Below are 16,836 nucleotides of genomic sequence, written 5' to 3'. Positions count from 1 at the left end.
GGTCGTTATTCGTCGGCTGGTATTTGTGAGAGAATGTTTCTTAACCCTCGCCAATCAGCTTCGATTTGCGGAGTCAACGTTCGATTGTAAAAGATCGCAGCGGGATGATACATCGGCACGATCAAATATTCTTTTTCCGACCATTGATAGCCATCTTTTGTTGGATTGCTTTCTTGTATTTTGGAACGGATCACTTCGCCATGGTGATCTTTGATATAATAGGCGTTGCCTAATAATCGCTGCAGTCCGATATTGCCAACAGTTGCAATGACGGGCGGATCTACAACGGACAACTCGTAGTCAAGCAGCGGTGCGTGTAGCAAGACTTCTTTTTTGGTAGGTGTCCGATTGGGATGGACGATCTCATGGGCACCGCTGCGTTTGTTGATTCGTTCTTTGACGGAGTATGGGCGGCTGCGGACAGCGCTGGTGATGTAGACATCCTCACGGGTCAAACCGGCTAAAGCCAACGATTTCATCAATTCTTTTCCTGCTTGTCCGCTAAAAGGAATAAAATTCTCGATTTCGGTTCGACCAGGGGCTTCCCCAACGATCATCAATTTGGGCTGCAGCGGTCCTTGACCGGGAACAAATCCTTCCAACGGATAACTGCGGGACGCCTGTTGAACGGCAGTGGCTAATTCTTTGGGGTATTGCATGAAAACTCCTCCAATTCTGTTTCACTTGTTCTCTTTCTTCTATAGTAATAGAAAACAAAAAATGCACAAAAGGAAATGACTAGTAGCAAAAGAATTCTGTCTTTTCCTTAATTAGTGATTGACTTTAGGAAAACATTTTGATAAAGTTAATCTGTTGTAATTGTGGACTCCACAGCTACAACCGCACAGAACAAGTAGTAAGTACGAAAGTCACTTGGGATGGCGAGTCTAAGTATATTATAAGGAGGTGCTGTAGAGCATGTACGCAATTATCAAAACTGGTGGGAAACAAGTAAAAGTTGAAGTGGGTCAAGCAATCTACGTTGAAAAATTAGACGTTGAAGCTGGACAAAAGGTTACTTTTGATGAAGTTATCTTAGTAGGTGGCGAATCAACAAAAGTGGGTGCCCCAATCGTTGCAGGAGCAACTGTTGAAGGGACTGTTGAAAAACACGGCAAACAAAAGAAAGTCGTAACTTTCAAATACAAACCTAAAAAACATTCACACCGTAAACAAGGTCACCGTCAACCTTACACAAAAGTTGTTATTGACGCGATCAACGCTTAATTCTTACGAAAAGCAGGGTAACGAATATGATCAAAGGGACATTCAAACGAAATGACTCTGGTCGGATTGTTTCTTTTGAACTAGCTGGACACGCACAAGCAGGAGAATACGGCAAAGACATCGTCTGTGCTGCAGCATCCGCTTTAGCGATCAGTGCAGTCAATGGGATCGATGCTTTGGCTGGCGTTGCGCCAAAAGTTGAAGCAGATAACGAAAATGGTGGGTACTTATTAGTCACACTGCCTTCTCGTTTGACCCAAGAGCAGTCGAATATCGCACAAATTCTTTTAGAAAATTTGTTGATCGGCTTGCAATCAGTTCAAGAAGAGTACAACGATTATATCCAAATCAAAACTACTAAAGAAAACTAGGAGGTGCATCTCATGTTGATGAAAATGAATTTGCAATTCTTCGCTCACAAAAAAGGTGGGGGTTCTACTTCTAACGGACGTGACTCTCAATCAAAACGTTTAGGTGCGAAACGTGCTGACGGTCAAACCGTTTCAGGCGGATCAATCCTTTATCGCCAACGCGGTACTAAAATTTACCCAGGGGTAAACGTAGGTATCGGTGGAGATGATACATTGTTTGCAAAAGTTGATGGCGTTGTTCGTTTCGAACGTAAAGGCCGCGACAAAAAACAAGTATCTGTTTATCCAGTAGCGCAAGAAGCATAAGAAAATGACATCCAGATTACGTAAAAGTAACCTGGGTGTTTTTTTTTTACACCGATGAAACCGTTTTAACGAAATAGTTATTTATAATGGCTTAGATAAGGAGATAAGCAATGATTCAATTAAAAGAAATCACGAAGGAAAACTATCGTGCGTGCATGAATTTGAAGACAACGAAGGAGCAAGAAGACTTTGTTGCGCCCAATTGGTACTCAATGTTAGAGGCGATCTATGAGGAACCTCGTCAGGCATTTGCCCTATACAATGGTGAGGAAATGGTCGGCTTTATCCTATTTAGTTTTTACGAGGCGGATGAGGATTATCCAAAAGCTTCGTGGTGGATCGAGCGGTTTATGATCGCAGAAAATTTCCAAAATCAAGGGTTAGGCACTCAGGCGTTTCTTGCTGGGTTAGATTGGTTCAAAACCCATATCCAAGCGCAAGAATTAAGGATCTCCGCTGTGGATGGCAACGAGATCGCAACGAAGCTTTACGAACGCAATGGCTTTGTTTTGACGGGTGAAATGATTGAAAACGAGCATGTACTCTTGTTGCAGCTGCCAACGGATCAAGGGTAAATGACTCTTTTTACAGTAAGAGAATGAGGTCAAATGCAGAGGTTCTTAAGGGAATCCTCTGCTTTTTTTGTATTGTTTCGTAAAAAAAAGTGTGCGGTCATCTTCTGGTTAGACGTTTCAAGAAAATTTGTGCACTCGGGGTAAGAATGACGAGTATGTCCATGCTTTGTTGTTCACAAAGTTCCTTTTGCTGTTAACAGAATCTTTACACGTTGACAACACAAACCTTATATTCATTTGATACTCTGAGGAAGTAGAACAAATGGAAAGAAACTTTCGAAAAACGTTGATTATTGAGAATGTGCTCACGAATGATTTCGGTCAAAACACGAACATTTTCAAAAAAGAAAACGTTCGTAATTCGAAAAAGATTGTTTTTAATTCGGTGGTTTTTTATAATCAAAAAGGAAAGTTCGGAATTCCATGAGTTCGATTTTTTTAATGAAAAGGAGAAAAAGTGATGAAAGTTTGGAAGAAAACGGCAATGTTTGGTTTAGGTTTGGTGGCAGCAGTTACGCTGGCGGCATGTGGCTCAGGTGGAGCAAGTACTGACTCGGCGGCTGAGGACGCAGGATATGTACCAGAAAAGTTGACCGTTCAATTTGTTCCATCACAAGCAGCAGAAACATTAGAAGCAAAAGCAAAACCACTTGAGCAATTGTTAAGTGATGAATTGGGGATTCCAGTCACAGTAAGTGTTTCCACTGACTACAATACAATCGTCGAAGCAATGGCTTCGAAACAAGTAGATGTCGGCTTTTTACCGCCGAATGCCTATGTTTTAGCAAATGAACAAAGCAATGTTAAAGTACTGTTGCAAGCACAGCGTTATGGCATCAAGCAGCCTGGTGGCGAATCAACGGATGAATTGGTTGATAGCTATCGTTCAATGATCGTCGTAAAAAGCGGCAGCGACATCAAAGAGTTGGAAGATTTAAAAGGCAAAACGATTGCCACGCAAGATGTTACTTCTTCTGCCGGTTATGTTTGGCCAGTAGCAGAAATGAAAAAAGCAGGCATCGATATCAATACGGATGTGACGACTGTTCAAGTCAAAGGCCATGACCAAGCGGTCTTATCTGTCTTGAATGGCGACGTTGATGCGGCGTTCGTTTTTGAAGATGCCCGTAACACGGTCAAAAATGATTACCCAGAAATCATGGATGAGGTAGAACCAATGTACTTTACCGAACCGATTCCGAACGATACGATCAGTGTTCGCAGCGATATGAGTGAAGAGTGGGACAAAAAAATCCAAGATGCCTTTATCGCGATCGGAAAAGATGAAGAAGGAAAACAAATCATCTCTGATATTTACTCTCATGAAGGATACGTTGTTTCACAAGACAGCAATTTCGACATCGTAAGAGAGTATGCGGAACAAGTCGGACAATAATTAATAGATGAATAGATCGGGAGGGTACCGGTAGTTGAGGTACCCTTTTCGAATGGACAGCAATTTTTACCTAATGGAAAGAAAGTAGGAGAATCATGGCTCTAGAGAACGAAACGATTATTTCATTTCAGAATGTGACCAAGCAATACCCAAATGGGGTGTTGGGGTTGAAGGACTTGAACATCGATATCAAAAAAGGGGAATTTGTCATCGTAGTGGGCTTATCCGGTGCAGGTAAATCGACGATGCTGCGCTCCATCAATCGACTGCACGAGATCACGAGTGGGGAGATTTTAATCGATAACAAGTCGATCACAAAAGCAAAAGGAAGAGAGCTGCGCTTGATTCGTCGAGACATTGGCATGATTTTCCAAAGCTTCAATTTGGTGAAACGTTCGAGTGTCTTGCGAAACGTCTTAACGGGGCGGGTGGCTTATCATCCCACGCTCAAAATGCTGCTGGGTCTGTTTCCGCAAGCGGACAAAGAGTTGGCGTATCAATCACTGCAGCGCGTCAATTTAGCAGAAAAAGTCTATACCCGAGCCGATGAATTGTCTGGCGGTCAGCAGCAGCGGGTTTCGATTGCCCGTGCGTTGACGCAAGAGCCGAAGATTATTTTAGCGGATGAACCAGTTGCTTCATTGGATCCGTTAACCACTGAAAAAGTCATGAATGACTTAAAACGGATCAATCAAGATCTGGGGATCACCATCGTAGTCAATTTACATTCTGTCCAATTGGCAAGAGAATATGGCACGCGGATCATCGGGTTGCGAGACGGAGGCTTGGTTTTTGATGGCCCTGTCAGTGAAGCGACCGATCAACGATTAAAACAGATTTATGGCAGCGAGATCATGGAAGAGCAGGAAGGGGCGGGACAATGACGACAAATACGTTGCCGAAACGCAGCGGACTATGGAAAAATGTTCTTTGGCTCGTCATTTTTTTAGTGGTATTGTTCGTTAGCGGCTCTATTTCAGGTGTTGATTTGGCACGGTTCTTTAGCAATAGCAGTCAAATGAATGTCATCTTACAAAAGATGGCTCATCCTGATTGGGCATATGCCAAAATCATTGTTGAGCCGATTTTGCAAACGATCCAAATGGCGATCATCGGCACAACCTTTGGTGCACTGGCGGCCTTTCCGTTTTCACTTTTAGCAGCACGAAATATCATGACCAATCATTGGATCAGTGGTTGTTTCCGTTTTGTTTTGAATATCATTCGGACGGTACCTGATTTGATGCTGGCGGCTTTATTTGTTGCCATTGTCGGAATTGGTCCGGTTGCAGGGGTGATCTCCATCTCTGTGTTTTCTTTTGGGATGATCACCAAATTGTTTTATGAATCGATTGAAACGATTGATGAAGGTCCGATCGAAGCGATCACGGCTTCTGGAGGATCGAAGTTTGATATCATCCGCTATGCAGTCGTACCGCAAGTCATGAGTCATTTTCTTAGTTACTTGCTTTATGCCTTTGAGATCAATGTGCGGGCATCGACGATTCTTGGGTATATCGGCGCAGGCGGAATCGGTGTTTTCTTACAACGATCTTTAAGCCAATTTCGCTATGACCAGACGTCGATTATCGTCTTAGTGATTTTTGCAGTTGTTTTGGTGATTGATACCATTAGTAATAGATTAAGGGAGCGATTATTATGATGTTGCCAGCAGAACCGAAAAAGAAAAAAATACGGAATTGGCTGATCGCTGTAGTCGTTATCCTCCTTTATATCTGGGCTTTTGCTGGCGTGCCTTTTGCTGGCGTTAAAGAAAATGTCGGTCAAATTGTCGGCTCGATCTTTTATGGCCTGATCCATCCTGATTGGAGCTATGTTTATACCGGTGATGGCGAAGATTTGATCAGTCTGATGATCGAAACCGTCGCGATTGCCTTTGTTGGGACCTTTTTGTCATCGATTTTAAGTATTCCTTTTGCCTTTTGGGCGGCGCGCAGCAAAAACAGCCCTCGCTGGTTATCGGGATTTGGGAAAATCGTGCTGACGGCGATTCGAACGTTTCCAGAAATCGTCTTAGCCATCATGTTTATCAAAACGGTAGGTCCGGGCTCCTTTGCTGGTGTCTTGGCGGTCAGTGTCCATTCCATTGGGATGCTGGCAAAGCTTTACAGCGAAGCGATCGAAAACATGGACCATGGTCCCTCGGAATCCGTCATTAGTGCGGGAGGAAGCCGCTGGGATGTATTAGGCTTTGCGACATTGCCGCAACTGATCCCAGAATTTCTTTCTTTTACCTTGTATCGATTTGAACTGGCTGTCCGTTCAGCTTCGATCTTAGGGATCGTAGGGGCAGGTGGGATCGGTACACCAATGATCTTTGCCATCAATGCGCGTTCATGGAGCCGTGTAGGGATCATTTTATTAGGGATCGTGGTGACGGTCACGATCATTGATTTTATTTCTGGGCGTTTGCGTAAACGATTGGTTTAATAAAATGAAGTGAGTACTCGAAAAAACACAGTCTGATTAGGCTGTGTTTTTTTGTAGCGGATAGGCGGAGGTCGTTTAAGACAGGTTTCGTGAAACTTGTTATACTGGATTCATAGAAAATGAACCCAAACAAGGAGGCTGTTTTATGAAAGTATTATTGATCGTCAATCCAAGCTCTGGTGGGGAACAGGCCCAAGAATATGAGCAGCTGGCAGAAGAAAAGCTGCGGGAAGCTTTTTCAGAAGTCGTGGTCAAACATACCGAAAAAGAAGGAGATGCCACACGTTTTGCCTCTGAAGCGGTAGCAGAATTTGACAGTGTCTTTGCAATGGGCGGTGATGGTACCGTCAATGAAGCGGTCAATGGCTTAGCCCCTCATGACAAACGACCAAATTTTGGTTTCTTCCCGCTGGGAACAGTAAATGATTTAGCCAGAGCATTAGCGATTCCACTAGATCCTAAGGAAGCCATCGAATCATTTGCAGTGGATCACACCCGCAAAATCGATATTGGTCAGGTCAATCAAGACTATTTTACCAATGTGGTGGCGATCGGTATGATTCCAGCAGCGATCAACAACGTAGAGGTCGAAGAAAAAACCAAGCTGGGAAAAATGGCCTATTTTGTTTCTGGTCTACGGGAAGTGAGGAAAAATGAAAGTCATCCGTTTGAAGTGACCGCCGAAAATAATGGCGAAAAAACGACGATCGCTGTGGAAAGCAGTACGATGATCGTTGGGTCATCCAATACGATCGGCGGTTTCGAATCTCTTTTGCCTAAAGCGAGTACCGATGACGGCAAATTGCATCTGATCTACTTGAAGGATACGAATCTTTGGGAGACCGTCAAAAGTGTCCCAGAGCTTCTCAAAGGGGTGACAGAATCAAATGATGTTCTTGGCTATCAAACCTTTGATAAAGCTGCGATTCGTTTGGCGGATGGGGCAACGATCGAAACAAATGTCGATGGTGATCCAGGACCTGAATTGCCAATCACAGTAGCGGTACTGCCACAACATCTTACCGTGTATTGCGGAGCTGAAAAAGCCCGCTAAATCATTTATAACTAGGAAACGATCCGTCAACAGCGGATTGTTTTTTTTGTTCAGAAAGAGTATACTGGGAAAAAATTTACTGAAAGAAGGGATTCTATGACGATACGTTCTGCCACGATTGCAGATGCCCAAGCCTTGACAGCAATCTATGCTTATTATGTAGAAAATACACCGATTACCTTTGAAACGGAGGTGCCATCGGTTCAAGAATTCGCGGAACGCATCGCCAAGACCTTGAAACGCTACCCATATCTCGTTGCAGAAGAGGCTGGTGAAATCGTCGGTTATGCCTATGCGTCAGCCTATAAAGAACGGGCTGCGTACGATTGGACCGTTGAAGTAACCGTTTATTTAGCACCGGATGCCAAAGTAAAAGGGCTCGGCACCGCTCTTTATCAAGCGCTTGAAGAAAAATTAAAAGCGCAAAACGTGGTCAATCTGACTGCATGCATTACAGGAGGCAATCAACAAAGCGAGGCTTTTCATGAGAAGCTTGGGTATCGGAAAGTTGCTGATTTTGCGCATGTCGGCTATAAGTTCAAACAATGGCACGATGTGATTTGGATGCAAAAAAAACTGCAATGGTTTCCTGAGAAGGTACCAGCGTTCATTCCCAATGAAAAAGCCTAACGCATCCTGACTTTTGAATATCTTTTTTTGGCAAAATGCTTTATGCTGAGAGTAGCATGTGATAGGACGTTCTATTGCTCTTTCGAACAAAGTATTTTGCTTTTTCTGTGCGGAAAAAAAGTTGCTTTTTTATAGAAAAATGAGTAAAGTATTCAAGTGGAAAAAACAAGGAGGCGAAGCTGTTGGGCAAGCGAATCGAACGGATTTATCAATATATCGTCGAAAATACGATGAGCGGCTTAGGGGAAAAGAAAGGGTTGTCTACTTCAGAAGTTGCCGATCATTTAGCCATTCAGCGCAGTAATGCCAGTAAGGATTTAAATAAGCTTGTCAAAGAAGGGCGCGTCGAAAAAAGCGACTCGCGGCCTGTTCGCTACTGGGCGGCAGGGGTCGATCCCAGCAGTAGGGAAAAGTATGTGCCAAGCTACAAAGAAAGTCGCCCGCAAAGAGAAAAAGCCTTCCCTCAACGGGTACAAGGAAAACCCTCTGACCGAGATATTTTTGCGACGATCATCGGTGCCAACGGAAGTATGAAAAATGCCGTTGAGCAGGCGAAAGCAGCGATCTTGTATCCGCCAAAAGGGCTAAACTGCTTGATCACAGGGCCTACTGGTTCTGGGAAAACCTACTTTGCCCATGCAATGTTTCAGTTTGCCAAAAGCAATCAAGTAATTGCCGATGACAAAGAATTGATCGTCTTTAACTGTGCCGACTATGCAAATAACCCAGAGCTTTTGATGAGCCATTTGTTTGGTTATGTACGGGGGGCCTTTACGGGTGCCGATCAAGAGAAGATCGGTATTATTGATCAAGCGGATGAGAGTATGTTGTTTCTCGATGAGATCCATCGATTACCGCCAGAAGGGCAAGAAATGATTTTTTACTTTATGGACCATGGAACGTTTAGTCGTTTAGGGGAAACGGGCAAAAATCATCAAGCGAATGTCCGAATCGTTGGAGCGACTACCGAAGACCCCAACTCAACGCTATTAGATACCTTTACCCGACGCATTCCTATCAATATTCAACTGCCCTTCTTTGAGAAACGACCCGCATCAGAAAAAGTCGATCTCGTTCGGGTGTTAGTCGGGCAAGAGGCGTCCCGTATTCAGCGGACGATCACCTTGACAGAAGATGTAGTCAAAGCGTTGATCGGCAGTGTCAGTTTTGGGAATATCGGTCAATTGAAATCCAATGTCCAACTCGTCTGTGCACGGGGCTTTTTGAATCATATGCAACAAGATGAGATTGAGATCGATTTGATCGATTTGCCAGAAGGGATTCGTTCAGGATTGATCGTTTTGGGGAATCGCCGCAATGAGCTGGCGGAGCTTTCTAAAATCCTTGAACCGAAGATCAGCATTCAACCGAATCAAAACTTAAACAATATTCAATCAGATTCCTATGAATTGCCTTACAATCTCTACGATATCATCGGGGATAAAGCAGCCTTATTAAAAGCAGATGGTTTGGATCAAGAAGCAATCAATCATTTTATCTCAACCGATATCAATGTTCATTTGAAATCTTTTTATAAAGATCACGGCTTCTCTTTTAATTCTGTCAATAAACTAAGTGAATTTGTCGATCAGAAAGTGATCAGTGTAACAAATCAAATTTATGAGATGGTTCGGAAACGCTTAAATTACGATTTCCAGCAAAACTTTATTTACGCGATGAGTCTGCACATCAGTTCTTTTTTGAAAAAGATCCATCTGGGAGAAGAACGGCAAACCAACGACAACATTCGTCAAATGGTGGCGGATTACCCCCAAGAATTCGAAGTTGCCAAAGAAGTCCGCGACTTCATCGGCGACAGCTTTCACGTGGCGATTCCTGAAAGTGAATCCTATTACTTGGCAGTTCTATTGGTTTCACTGCGTACGACACATTCCTCTGGGAAAATTGGTGTCGTTGTGGCAGCTCACGGCAACAGTACGGCTAGTAGTATGGTACAAGTCGTCAAGCAGCTGTTGGAAGTCGATCAAGTGACAGCGGTGGACATGCCATTAGATATGCCACCGGCTGTGGCGTTGAAAAAAATCGTGGATAGTGTACGAGCAGTCAATGACGGCAGTGGGGTGATCCTCTTAGTCGATATGGGGTCCTTAGCGACCTTTAATAATGAAATCCAGCGAGAAACGGGTGTGGCTGTTCGAACAGTCGATATGGTGACTACCTCCATCGTCCTTGAGACGGTCCGTAAAGCATCAGTGATCGGCACGGACCTCGATCAGCTCTATGATTCATTACGGAAGTTCCGCGGATACGGAGCGGTCACTGTGGAAGAACCAGTGACACAAAACCACCACCCTAAAGCGATTCTAGCGGTCTGCGCTTCGGGAAAAGGGACAGCGCAGCGCATCAAAGAATTGATCCAAAGCTCATTGTCGAAACGCCAAAATCAAAATGTTGACGTAGTGACCTTATCGGTGGCGGATCTGAGAACGGACTTGGATCAGATTCAACAGCGCTACCGGCTGATTGCCGCAACGGGGATCATTGATCCGCATATCGATGCACCGTTTATTTCATTAGAACGTTTTATCGACCAAGATGTTGATCTTTTGTTGGATGATATCCTATTGGAAAACGATTTGAGTTTTGAAGATGAAGTGCAGCTAGATGATCGGCAGGCAAAGGAAATCTGTGTTCGGTATTTAGAGGAAAACTTTACCTATATCAATGCGAAAAAAGTGGTAGAGCCGTTGTGGAAATTTGGCGAAGAGATCATTCACGATTTGGATTTGGTAGGGGCGCAGCAAGGCTTTCAGATCAATTTTGTGATGCATGGCGCAGGTATGCTGGAGCGGATCTTATTGCGTCAACCATTGACTGTTTCTGAAATTGATTTAGCAGCGATGGAGGAGAATCCTCTTTACGGCCAATTGCATGTGCATGTCCAATCATTTTCGCGCTTGATGAATATCGAAGTGCCGAAGACAGAAGAGTATTACCTGCTGGAGTTGATCAAAAACCATCACGAAAAAGAAATGTATTTTTAAATCCTGCAAATAATACAGATACACTAAAAAAGATACAGTATTTTTTAGTGTATCTTTTTTAGTGTATTGTCCGAATGCTGATTCTTAAGGTTTTTTCAAGAATAGTGTATCGAAAAAACTTGGCACGCTTCTTGCTTCTATATAAGTGGATACAGGAGGTGATTGAAAAAAGAACAGATCCTCAATATGAAAAGCGGATCGATGGATGTAGGAGGCTTGCACAATGGGAATGGATATACGTCTTGCCCGAATCGACGATCGGTTGATTCATGGTCAGGTCGCCACAGCTTGGTCGAAAATGACTGGTATCAATCGAATCATCGTGGTCAGTGATGAGGTCGCAAATGACCAATTACGGAAGTTTCTCTTGAAAGAAGCTGCTCCACCAGGAATCAAATCCAATGTGGTGACAGTAGCAAAAATGCTTGAGGTGGCGCATAACACATTATTTAATACGCAAAAAGTCATGTTATTATTTACCAACCCTCAAGATGTCGTGACTCTGGTCAAAGGAGGCATTGACATTCGTTCCGTCAATATCGGCGGCATGAGCTTTTCAATGGGAAAACGGATGATCACTAATTTCGTGTCAGTCAATGATCAAGATCTTGCTTCGCTGCTTTATTTGCAAAATCAAGGCATAGAAGTAGAGATACGCAAAGTTCCAGCTGATCGTAAAATCTTTTTGAAGGATATTTTGGAAAAAGAAGGTAGTCACCCTTAATTTTTTCGATGTTGTTTTTTCTTTCGTATTCGTGTCACATTTTTCAATTTTGATATAGGAGGTAAAAAGATGGTAGGAATTATCCTAGCAAGTCATGGAGAATTTGCTAACGGCATTTTGCAATCTGGTTCAATGATCTTCGGCGAACAAGAAAATGTTAAAGCTGTTACATTGATGCCAAGTGAAGGTCCAGATGACATCAAGGCAAAAATGCAAGAAGCAATTGCTACATTTGACGATCAAGAAGAAGTATTATTCTTAGTTGATCTTTGGGGTGGTACTCCTTTCAACCAAGCAAACAGCTTGTTTGAAGATCACAAAGACAAATGGGCAATCGTTGCTGGTATGAATTTACCAATGGTGATCGAAGCCTATGCTTCACGTTTTTCAATGAACACTGCGCATGAAATCGCTGCGCACATCGTTGAAACAGCTAAAGAAGGGGTTAAGGTCAAACCAGAAGAGCTTGAACCAGAAGAAGCGACAGCACCAAAAGCTGTGCAAGACGATCAACCTAAAGGATCACTTCCTCCGGGAACTGTTCTAGGCGATGGCAAGATCAAAATCGTGCTTGCGCGTGTGGATTCTCGTTTGCTACATGGTCAAGTCGCTACAGCTTGGACAAAATCAGTTAATCCATCTCGGATCATCGTTGTTTCTGATGCAGTGGCAAAAGATGATTTGCGTAAAAAACTGATCGAACAAGCAGCTCCTCCAGGAGTAAAAGCGAACGTCATTCCAGTGGATAAAATGATCGAAGTTTCTAAAGACCCTCGTTTCGGGAATACGAAAGCTTTACTATTATTTGAAAACCCACAAGATGTGTTGCGTGCAGTTGAAGGCGGCGTTGACATCACTGAAGTGAACGTTGGTTCAATGGCTCACTCTGTTGGGAAAGTTGTTGTAAGTAAAGTATTGTCGATGGGTACGGACGATGTGAAGACATTTGAAGATCTAAAAGGACGCGGCATCAAATTTGATGTACGTAAAGTGCCAAATGACTCTCGAGACAACATGGACGAAATCTTACGCAAAGCCAAAAATGAATTGGCGAATAAATAGAAACGTATTCAACTAAATAGGAGGTCTATCATGACTATTATATCTATGGTATTAGTAGTACTCGTTGCCTTTTTAGCTGGTATGGAAGGAATCTTGGATGAATTCCAATTCCATCAACCGCTAGTCGCGTGTACTTTGATCGGTTTAGTGACCGGTAATTTGGAAGCATGTATCATTTTGGGCGGATCATTACAAATGATCGCACTTGGATGGGCAAATATCGGTGCCGCTGTTGCACCTGATGCTGCATTGGCGTCTGTTGCATCTGCAATTATTTTAGTTTTAGGTGGACAAGGAACTGCTGGTGTTGATACAGCGATTGCCGTTGCGATCCCTCTAGCTGTTGCTGGTTTGTTCTTGACAATGATCGTTCGTACATTGGCTGTGCCAATCGTTCACTTTATGGATGCTGCTGCTGAAGAAGGCAACATTCGTAAAATCGAAATGTGGCATGTGATCGCTGTATGTATGCAAGGGGTTCGTATTGCGATTCCTGCAGCTGCATTGTTGGCAATTCCTGCTGCAACTGTTCAAAACTTCTTAGAATCAATGCCTGCATGGTTAACTGATGGTATGGCTATCGGTGGTGGTATGGTTGTTGCCGTTGGTTATGCAATGGTTATCAACATGATGGCAACTCGTGAAGTATGGCCATTCTTCATTATCGGTTTCGTTATCGCAGCTATTTCTCAATTGACATTGATCGCTATCGGTGCTTTGGCAGTAGCAATCGCATTGATCTACTTGAACCTAACTAAAATGGGCGGATCATCAAATGGAGGCGGCGGCAGCAACACTGGCGACCCTCTAGGCGATATCTTGAATGACTATTAGAATCGAAGGAGGAGAAAAAAATGGCAGAAAAAATTCAATTAAATAAAAAAGATCGTTTAGCCGTAGCATGGCGCTCTACCTTCATTCAAGGTTCATGGAACTATGAACGTATGCAAAATGGTGGTTGGGCATTCTCAATGATTCCAGCAATCAAAAAATTATACAAAACAAAAGAAGACCGTGCCGCTGCATTGAAGCGTCACTTAGAATTCTTTAACACTCACCCATATATCGCATCGCCAATCTTAGGGGTAACATTAGCCTTAGAAGAAGAACGTGCCAATGGCGCGCCTGTCGATGACGTAGCGATCCAAGGGGTAAAAGTTGGGATGATGGGTCCTTTAGCCGGTGTCGGTGACCCTGTGTTCTGGTTTACTGTACGTCCGATGTTAGGTGCTCTAGGTGCTTCTCTTGCTTTAGCTGGAAACATCTTAGGTCCAATCATCTTCTTCGTTGCATGGAACATCATCCGTTGGGCATTTATGTGGTACACACAAGAATTCGGCTATCGTGCTGGTTCAAAAATCACTGATGACCTTTCAGGCGGATTGTTGCAAGATGTAACAAAAGGTGCTTCAATTTTAGGGATGTTCGTATTAGGTTCACTCGTTCAGCGTTGGGTATCGATCTCATTTGCGCCAGTTGTCTCAAGCGTACCGCTTGATGAAGGTGCTTATGTCGATTGGGCGAACTTGCCTTCTGGCTCTGCTGGTTTGCAACAAGCCTTCCAACAAGTTGCTGAAGGCCGTGCGTTGACTGATACAAAAGTAACAACATTGCAAAACAACTTGGATCAATTGATTCCTGGTCTAGCTGCACTATTGCTTACTTTATTATGTATGTGGTTATTGAAGAAAAAAGTTTCTCCAATCATCATTATTATCGGTCTATTCTTAGTCGGTATCGGTGGACACTTGATCGGATTGTTATAATCTTTTCAATGAAAGGTGCTTGGGGCAACCCAAGTACCTTTTTATTTATTCGCCAAACCTGCTGCAAACACGTATAATAAGATAATAAGACGATATAGAATGGAGTAAGCGCAAATGGTACAATCTCTTAATACAAAAGTGGATTTGACGATCGATGCTACGTCTTTTTTAGGGATCAATGAGTACGGCAAAATCATGATCGGCGATAAAGCCTTTGAGTTTTACAATGACCGTGACAAACGCAAGTTTATTCAGATCCCATGGGAAGATGTCGACTATGTGATCGCTTCGGTCATGTTCAAAGGCCGTTGGATACCACGCTATGCGATCCGCACCAAAAAGAATGGCACGTATACCTTCTCCTCAAAAGAACCAAAAAAAGTCTTGCGAGCGATTCGTGAATACGTCGATCCAGACCATATGGTGCATTCATTAGGCTTTTTTGATGTATTGAAACGAGCCTTCACTCGCAGAAAATAACAAAAGAGCATATATTTTTCCAATTGATTCTCAATATGGTACCCTTTTTATAAGAAAGTTTAGGAGGGGTTAGTATGCACTTTTTATGGACATTGATCGTAGGAGCGGTCATCGGTTCAATCGGTGGTGCCATTGCAGGCGAAAAACGCGGTTGTATTTTTGATATCGTTGCGGGACTTGTAGGCGCATCGATTGGTCAAGGCCTTTTTGGCACTTGGGGACCGCAAGTAGCAGGAATGGCCATCGTGCCAGCGATTATCGGTGCGGTCATTTTCGTGGCAGTCGTATCGTTCTTTTTGGGACGTAAAAGATAATTATCAAAAAAGCAATTCATTTATTGAATTGCTTTTTTTTGTGCACGGAAGCCATCATTTAGAAGAGAACAACGAAAGATCACACGGCAGTTTTTTTAAAGTGCTCTATCGTTTATTCATATTGTTTGATTTTTTAGAAAACTTTTCGCTTGCTTTCCGCTTTTTCTGGAAGTTTGTTATAATACTATCGTATAGAACAAGAAAGTAGGGAACGATACATGTTAAGAGTTGAAAAATTACGTGAAGCAATGAGAAAAGATTCGATTGATGGGTTCTTGATCACCAGCCCATACAATTTGCGTTACTTGACAAACTTTACTGGGACAACTGGTTTAGCAGTCATTACGTTGGACAAAGCTTTTTTTGTAACAGATTTCCGATATACAGAGCAAGCAGCTGCCCAAGCTCAAGGTTTTGAGATCGTAAAAAATAGCGGACCGATTTTTGAAGAAGTTGCAACCATCTGCCAAAAGGAAGAAATCAATGTCTTAGCATTTGAAGAAAGTTTCGTCAGCTTTGCTGAATACTCCGTCTTAGAAGACTTGATCGAGGAATCATCCCTTGCCCCTGTATCGGGGATGATCGAGGCTTTGCGGGAAGTCAAAGATGAGGAAGAGATCGCATTGATCCAACAAGCTTGCCATATCGCCGATCAAGGATTCGAACATATTTTGAAAATGGTCCGCCCAGGAATGACAGAAATCGAAGTGGCGAATCAGTTAGATTTCTTTATGCGTTCATTAGGTGCCACAAGCGTATCTTTTGAAACGATCGTTGCTAGTGGGTTGCGTTCAGCAATGCCCCATGGGGTTGCCAGTGAAAAAGTGATCGAACAAGGCGATCTGATCACGTTAGACTTTGGCTGTTACTATCAAGGCTATGTGTCTGATATGACTAGAACCTTTGCAGTAGGAGATCCTGGCGATAAATTGAAGGAAATCTATCAAATCGTACTTGAAGCGCAAGAAAAAGTCTTGGCCGCAGCAAAACCTGGAATGACCGGAATTGAACTAGATGCGATCGCTCGGGATCACATTGCTTCCTTTGGCTACGGAGATGCCTTTGGTCATTCAACAGGTCATGGGATTGGTTTGGAGATCCACGAAGGACCAAATGTATCCTTCCGCGCTGATAAAGCATTTGTTGTCGGAAACGTCATTACAGATGAACCAGGGATCTATTTTCCAGGAATTGGCGGCGTTCGTATCGAAGATGATCTTTTGATCACCGAAACTGGTAATAAAGTGTTGACACATTCACCGAAAGAATTGATCATTCTCTGATTCATCGACCTTGTTTTTCAGAAAATTCATTGAGAATAGTGGGTTATTATAGATTCTCAGTGCAGAAAATGATAAACTTAGAGCGAGAAGAAACACTGTGCCATGGATGTTATTGATTGAATCAAGCGTTGGTTTGCTTCAAACGGAAAAAACGAGCGGTTTTTTTACAAACAATACGGTACAGCTGTTTAG

19 protein-coding genes and 1 other annotated feature are annotated in these 16,836 nt (G+C 43.1%); of the genes, 18 read left to right on the top strand and 1 reads right to left on the bottom strand.

The annotated features are described in order from the left end of the window. Nucleotides 1-5 precede the first annotated feature (5 nt). Nucleotides 6-659, bottom strand: coding sequence for a uracil-DNA glycosylase (locus A5883_RS08965; RefSeq protein ID WP_010747984.1), 654 nt, complete (start codon nt 657-659; stop codon nt 6-8). A 169-nt stretch (nt 660-828) separates the two neighbouring features. Then, nucleotides 829-899: a sequence feature (ribosomal protein L21 leader region), on the top strand. A gap of 19 nt (nt 900-918) precedes the next feature. Here A5883_RS08965 and rplU point away from each other — a divergent pair. The 18 genes from rplU to A5883_RS08865 all read left to right on the top strand — a co-directional run bounded on the left by rplU (nt 919) and on the right by A5883_RS08865 (nt 16,644). Beyond that, nucleotides 919-1,227: a 50S ribosomal protein L21 gene (rplU, locus tag A5883_RS08960; RefSeq protein ID WP_005225751.1), complete on the top strand. Its 309-nt coding sequence runs from the start codon at nt 919-921 to the stop codon at nt 1,225-1,227. 26 nt (nt 1,228-1,253) lie between these two features. Then, nucleotides 1,254-1,598: a ribosomal-processing cysteine protease Prp gene (locus tag A5883_RS08955; protein WP_005225752.1), complete on the top strand. Its 345-nt coding sequence runs from the start codon at nt 1,254-1,256 to the stop codon at nt 1,596-1,598. Nucleotides 1,599-1,610: 12 nt separating this feature from the next. Continuing rightward, nucleotides 1,611-1,904 (top strand): 50S ribosomal protein L27, encoded by a 294-nt coding sequence (rpmA, locus tag A5883_RS08950; RefSeq protein WP_003126181.1) that lies wholly within the window; start codon nt 1,611-1,613, stop codon nt 1,902-1,904. 110 nt (nt 1,905-2,014) lie between these two features. Beyond that, nucleotides 2,015-2,479 (top strand): GNAT family N-acetyltransferase, encoded by a 465-nt coding sequence (locus tag A5883_RS08945; RefSeq protein ID WP_016610308.1) that lies wholly within the window; start codon nt 2,015-2,017, stop codon nt 2,477-2,479. A gap of 460 nt (nt 2,480-2,939) precedes the next feature. Beyond that, nucleotides 2,940-3,875 (top strand): phosphate/phosphite/phosphonate ABC transporter substrate-binding protein, encoded by a 936-nt coding sequence (gene phnD, locus A5883_RS08940; RefSeq protein ID WP_015509497.1) that lies wholly within the window; start codon nt 2,940-2,942, stop codon nt 3,873-3,875. A 95-nt stretch (nt 3,876-3,970) separates the two neighbouring features. Then, nucleotides 3,971-4,759 carry a phosphonate ABC transporter ATP-binding protein gene (gene phnC / locus A5883_RS08935; protein ID WP_005225755.1) on the top strand — a complete coding sequence of 263 codons (789 nt, stop codon included), beginning with the start codon at nt 3,971-3,973 and terminating at the stop codon, nt 4,757-4,759. Next, on the top strand, nt 4,756-5,538 hold the full coding sequence (gene phnE, locus A5883_RS08930; protein ID WP_005235330.1) for a phosphonate ABC transporter, permease protein PhnE: 783 nt from the start codon (nt 4,756-4,758) through the stop codon (nt 5,536-5,538). The genes phnC and phnE (A5883_RS08930) overlap by 4 nt, the downstream gene beginning before the upstream one ends. Next, nucleotides 5,535-6,326, top strand: coding sequence for a phosphonate ABC transporter, permease protein PhnE (gene phnE, locus A5883_RS08925; RefSeq protein WP_081357329.1), 792 nt, complete (start codon nt 5,535-5,537; stop codon nt 6,324-6,326). The genes phnE (A5883_RS08930) and phnE (A5883_RS08925) overlap by 4 nt, the downstream gene beginning before the upstream one ends. Nucleotides 6,327-6,471: 145 nt before the next feature. Further along, on the top strand, nt 6,472-7,380 hold the full coding sequence (locus A5883_RS08920; RefSeq protein WP_086338354.1) for a diacylglycerol/lipid kinase family protein: 909 nt from the start codon (nt 6,472-6,474) through the stop codon (nt 7,378-7,380). Between the two features lie 96 nt (nt 7,381-7,476). Continuing rightward, complete coding sequence (locus A5883_RS08915; RefSeq protein ID WP_086338353.1) at nt 7,477-8,010, top strand: GNAT family N-acetyltransferase; 534 nt, start codon at nt 7,477-7,479, stop codon at nt 8,008-8,010. Between the two features lie 230 nt (nt 8,011-8,240). Then, on the top strand, nt 8,241-11,015 hold the full coding sequence (locus A5883_RS08910) for a sigma-54-dependent transcriptional regulator (protein ID WP_060792504.1): 2,775 nt from the start codon (nt 8,241-8,243) through the stop codon (nt 11,013-11,015). Nucleotides 11,016-11,244: 229 nt separating this feature from the next. Beyond that, the gene (locus A5883_RS08900; RefSeq protein ID WP_026008065.1) at nt 11,245-11,739 is read left to right on the top strand and encodes a PTS system mannose/fructose/N-acetylgalactosamine-transporter subunit IIB; all 495 of its coding nucleotides are present in this window, start codon (nt 11,245-11,247) and stop codon (nt 11,737-11,739) included. Nucleotides 11,740-11,808: 69 nt separating this feature from the next. Continuing rightward, nucleotides 11,809-12,801: a mannose/fructose/sorbose PTS transporter subunit IIA gene (locus A5883_RS08895; RefSeq protein ID WP_005225763.1), complete on the top strand. Its 993-nt coding sequence runs from the start codon at nt 11,809-11,811 to the stop codon at nt 12,799-12,801. A gap of 30 nt (nt 12,802-12,831) precedes the next feature. Then, a complete protein-coding gene (locus A5883_RS08890) occupies nt 12,832-13,635 on the top strand; it encodes a PTS mannose/fructose/sorbose transporter subunit IIC (RefSeq protein ID WP_005225764.1) in 804 nt (267 codons plus the stop codon). A 20-nt stretch (nt 13,636-13,655) separates the two neighbouring features. Then, nucleotides 13,656-14,567, top strand: a complete 912-nt coding sequence (locus tag A5883_RS08885) for a PTS system mannose/fructose/sorbose family transporter subunit IID (protein ID WP_005225765.1) — start codon at nt 13,656-13,658, stop codon at nt 14,565-14,567. 114 nt (nt 14,568-14,681) lie between these two features. Then, on the top strand, nt 14,682-15,047 hold the full coding sequence (locus A5883_RS08880; RefSeq protein WP_005225766.1) for a DUF956 family protein: 366 nt from the start codon (nt 14,682-14,684) through the stop codon (nt 15,045-15,047). Between the two features lie 74 nt (nt 15,048-15,121). Continuing rightward, entirely contained in the window at nt 15,122-15,361 is a 240-nt protein-coding gene (locus A5883_RS08875) for a GlsB/YeaQ/YmgE family stress response membrane protein (protein ID WP_005225767.1), read from the top strand. Between the two features lie 218 nt (nt 15,362-15,579). Next, the gene (locus A5883_RS08865; RefSeq protein WP_086338352.1) at nt 15,580-16,644 is read left to right on the top strand and encodes a M24 family metallopeptidase; all 1,065 of its coding nucleotides are present in this window, start codon (nt 15,580-15,582) and stop codon (nt 16,642-16,644) included. The last annotated feature ends 192 nt before the right edge of the window (nt 16,645-16,836 follow it).

The organism is Enterococcus sp. 5B3_DIV0040, assembly GCF_002140755.1.
In the GTDB taxonomy this organism is placed as follows: Bacteria; Bacillota; Bacilli; order Lactobacillales; family Enterococcaceae; genus Enterococcus_D; species Enterococcus_D casseliflavus.
Note: the sequence above shows the minus strand (reverse complement) of the source record. Positions and strands in the feature narration are given on the sequence as shown.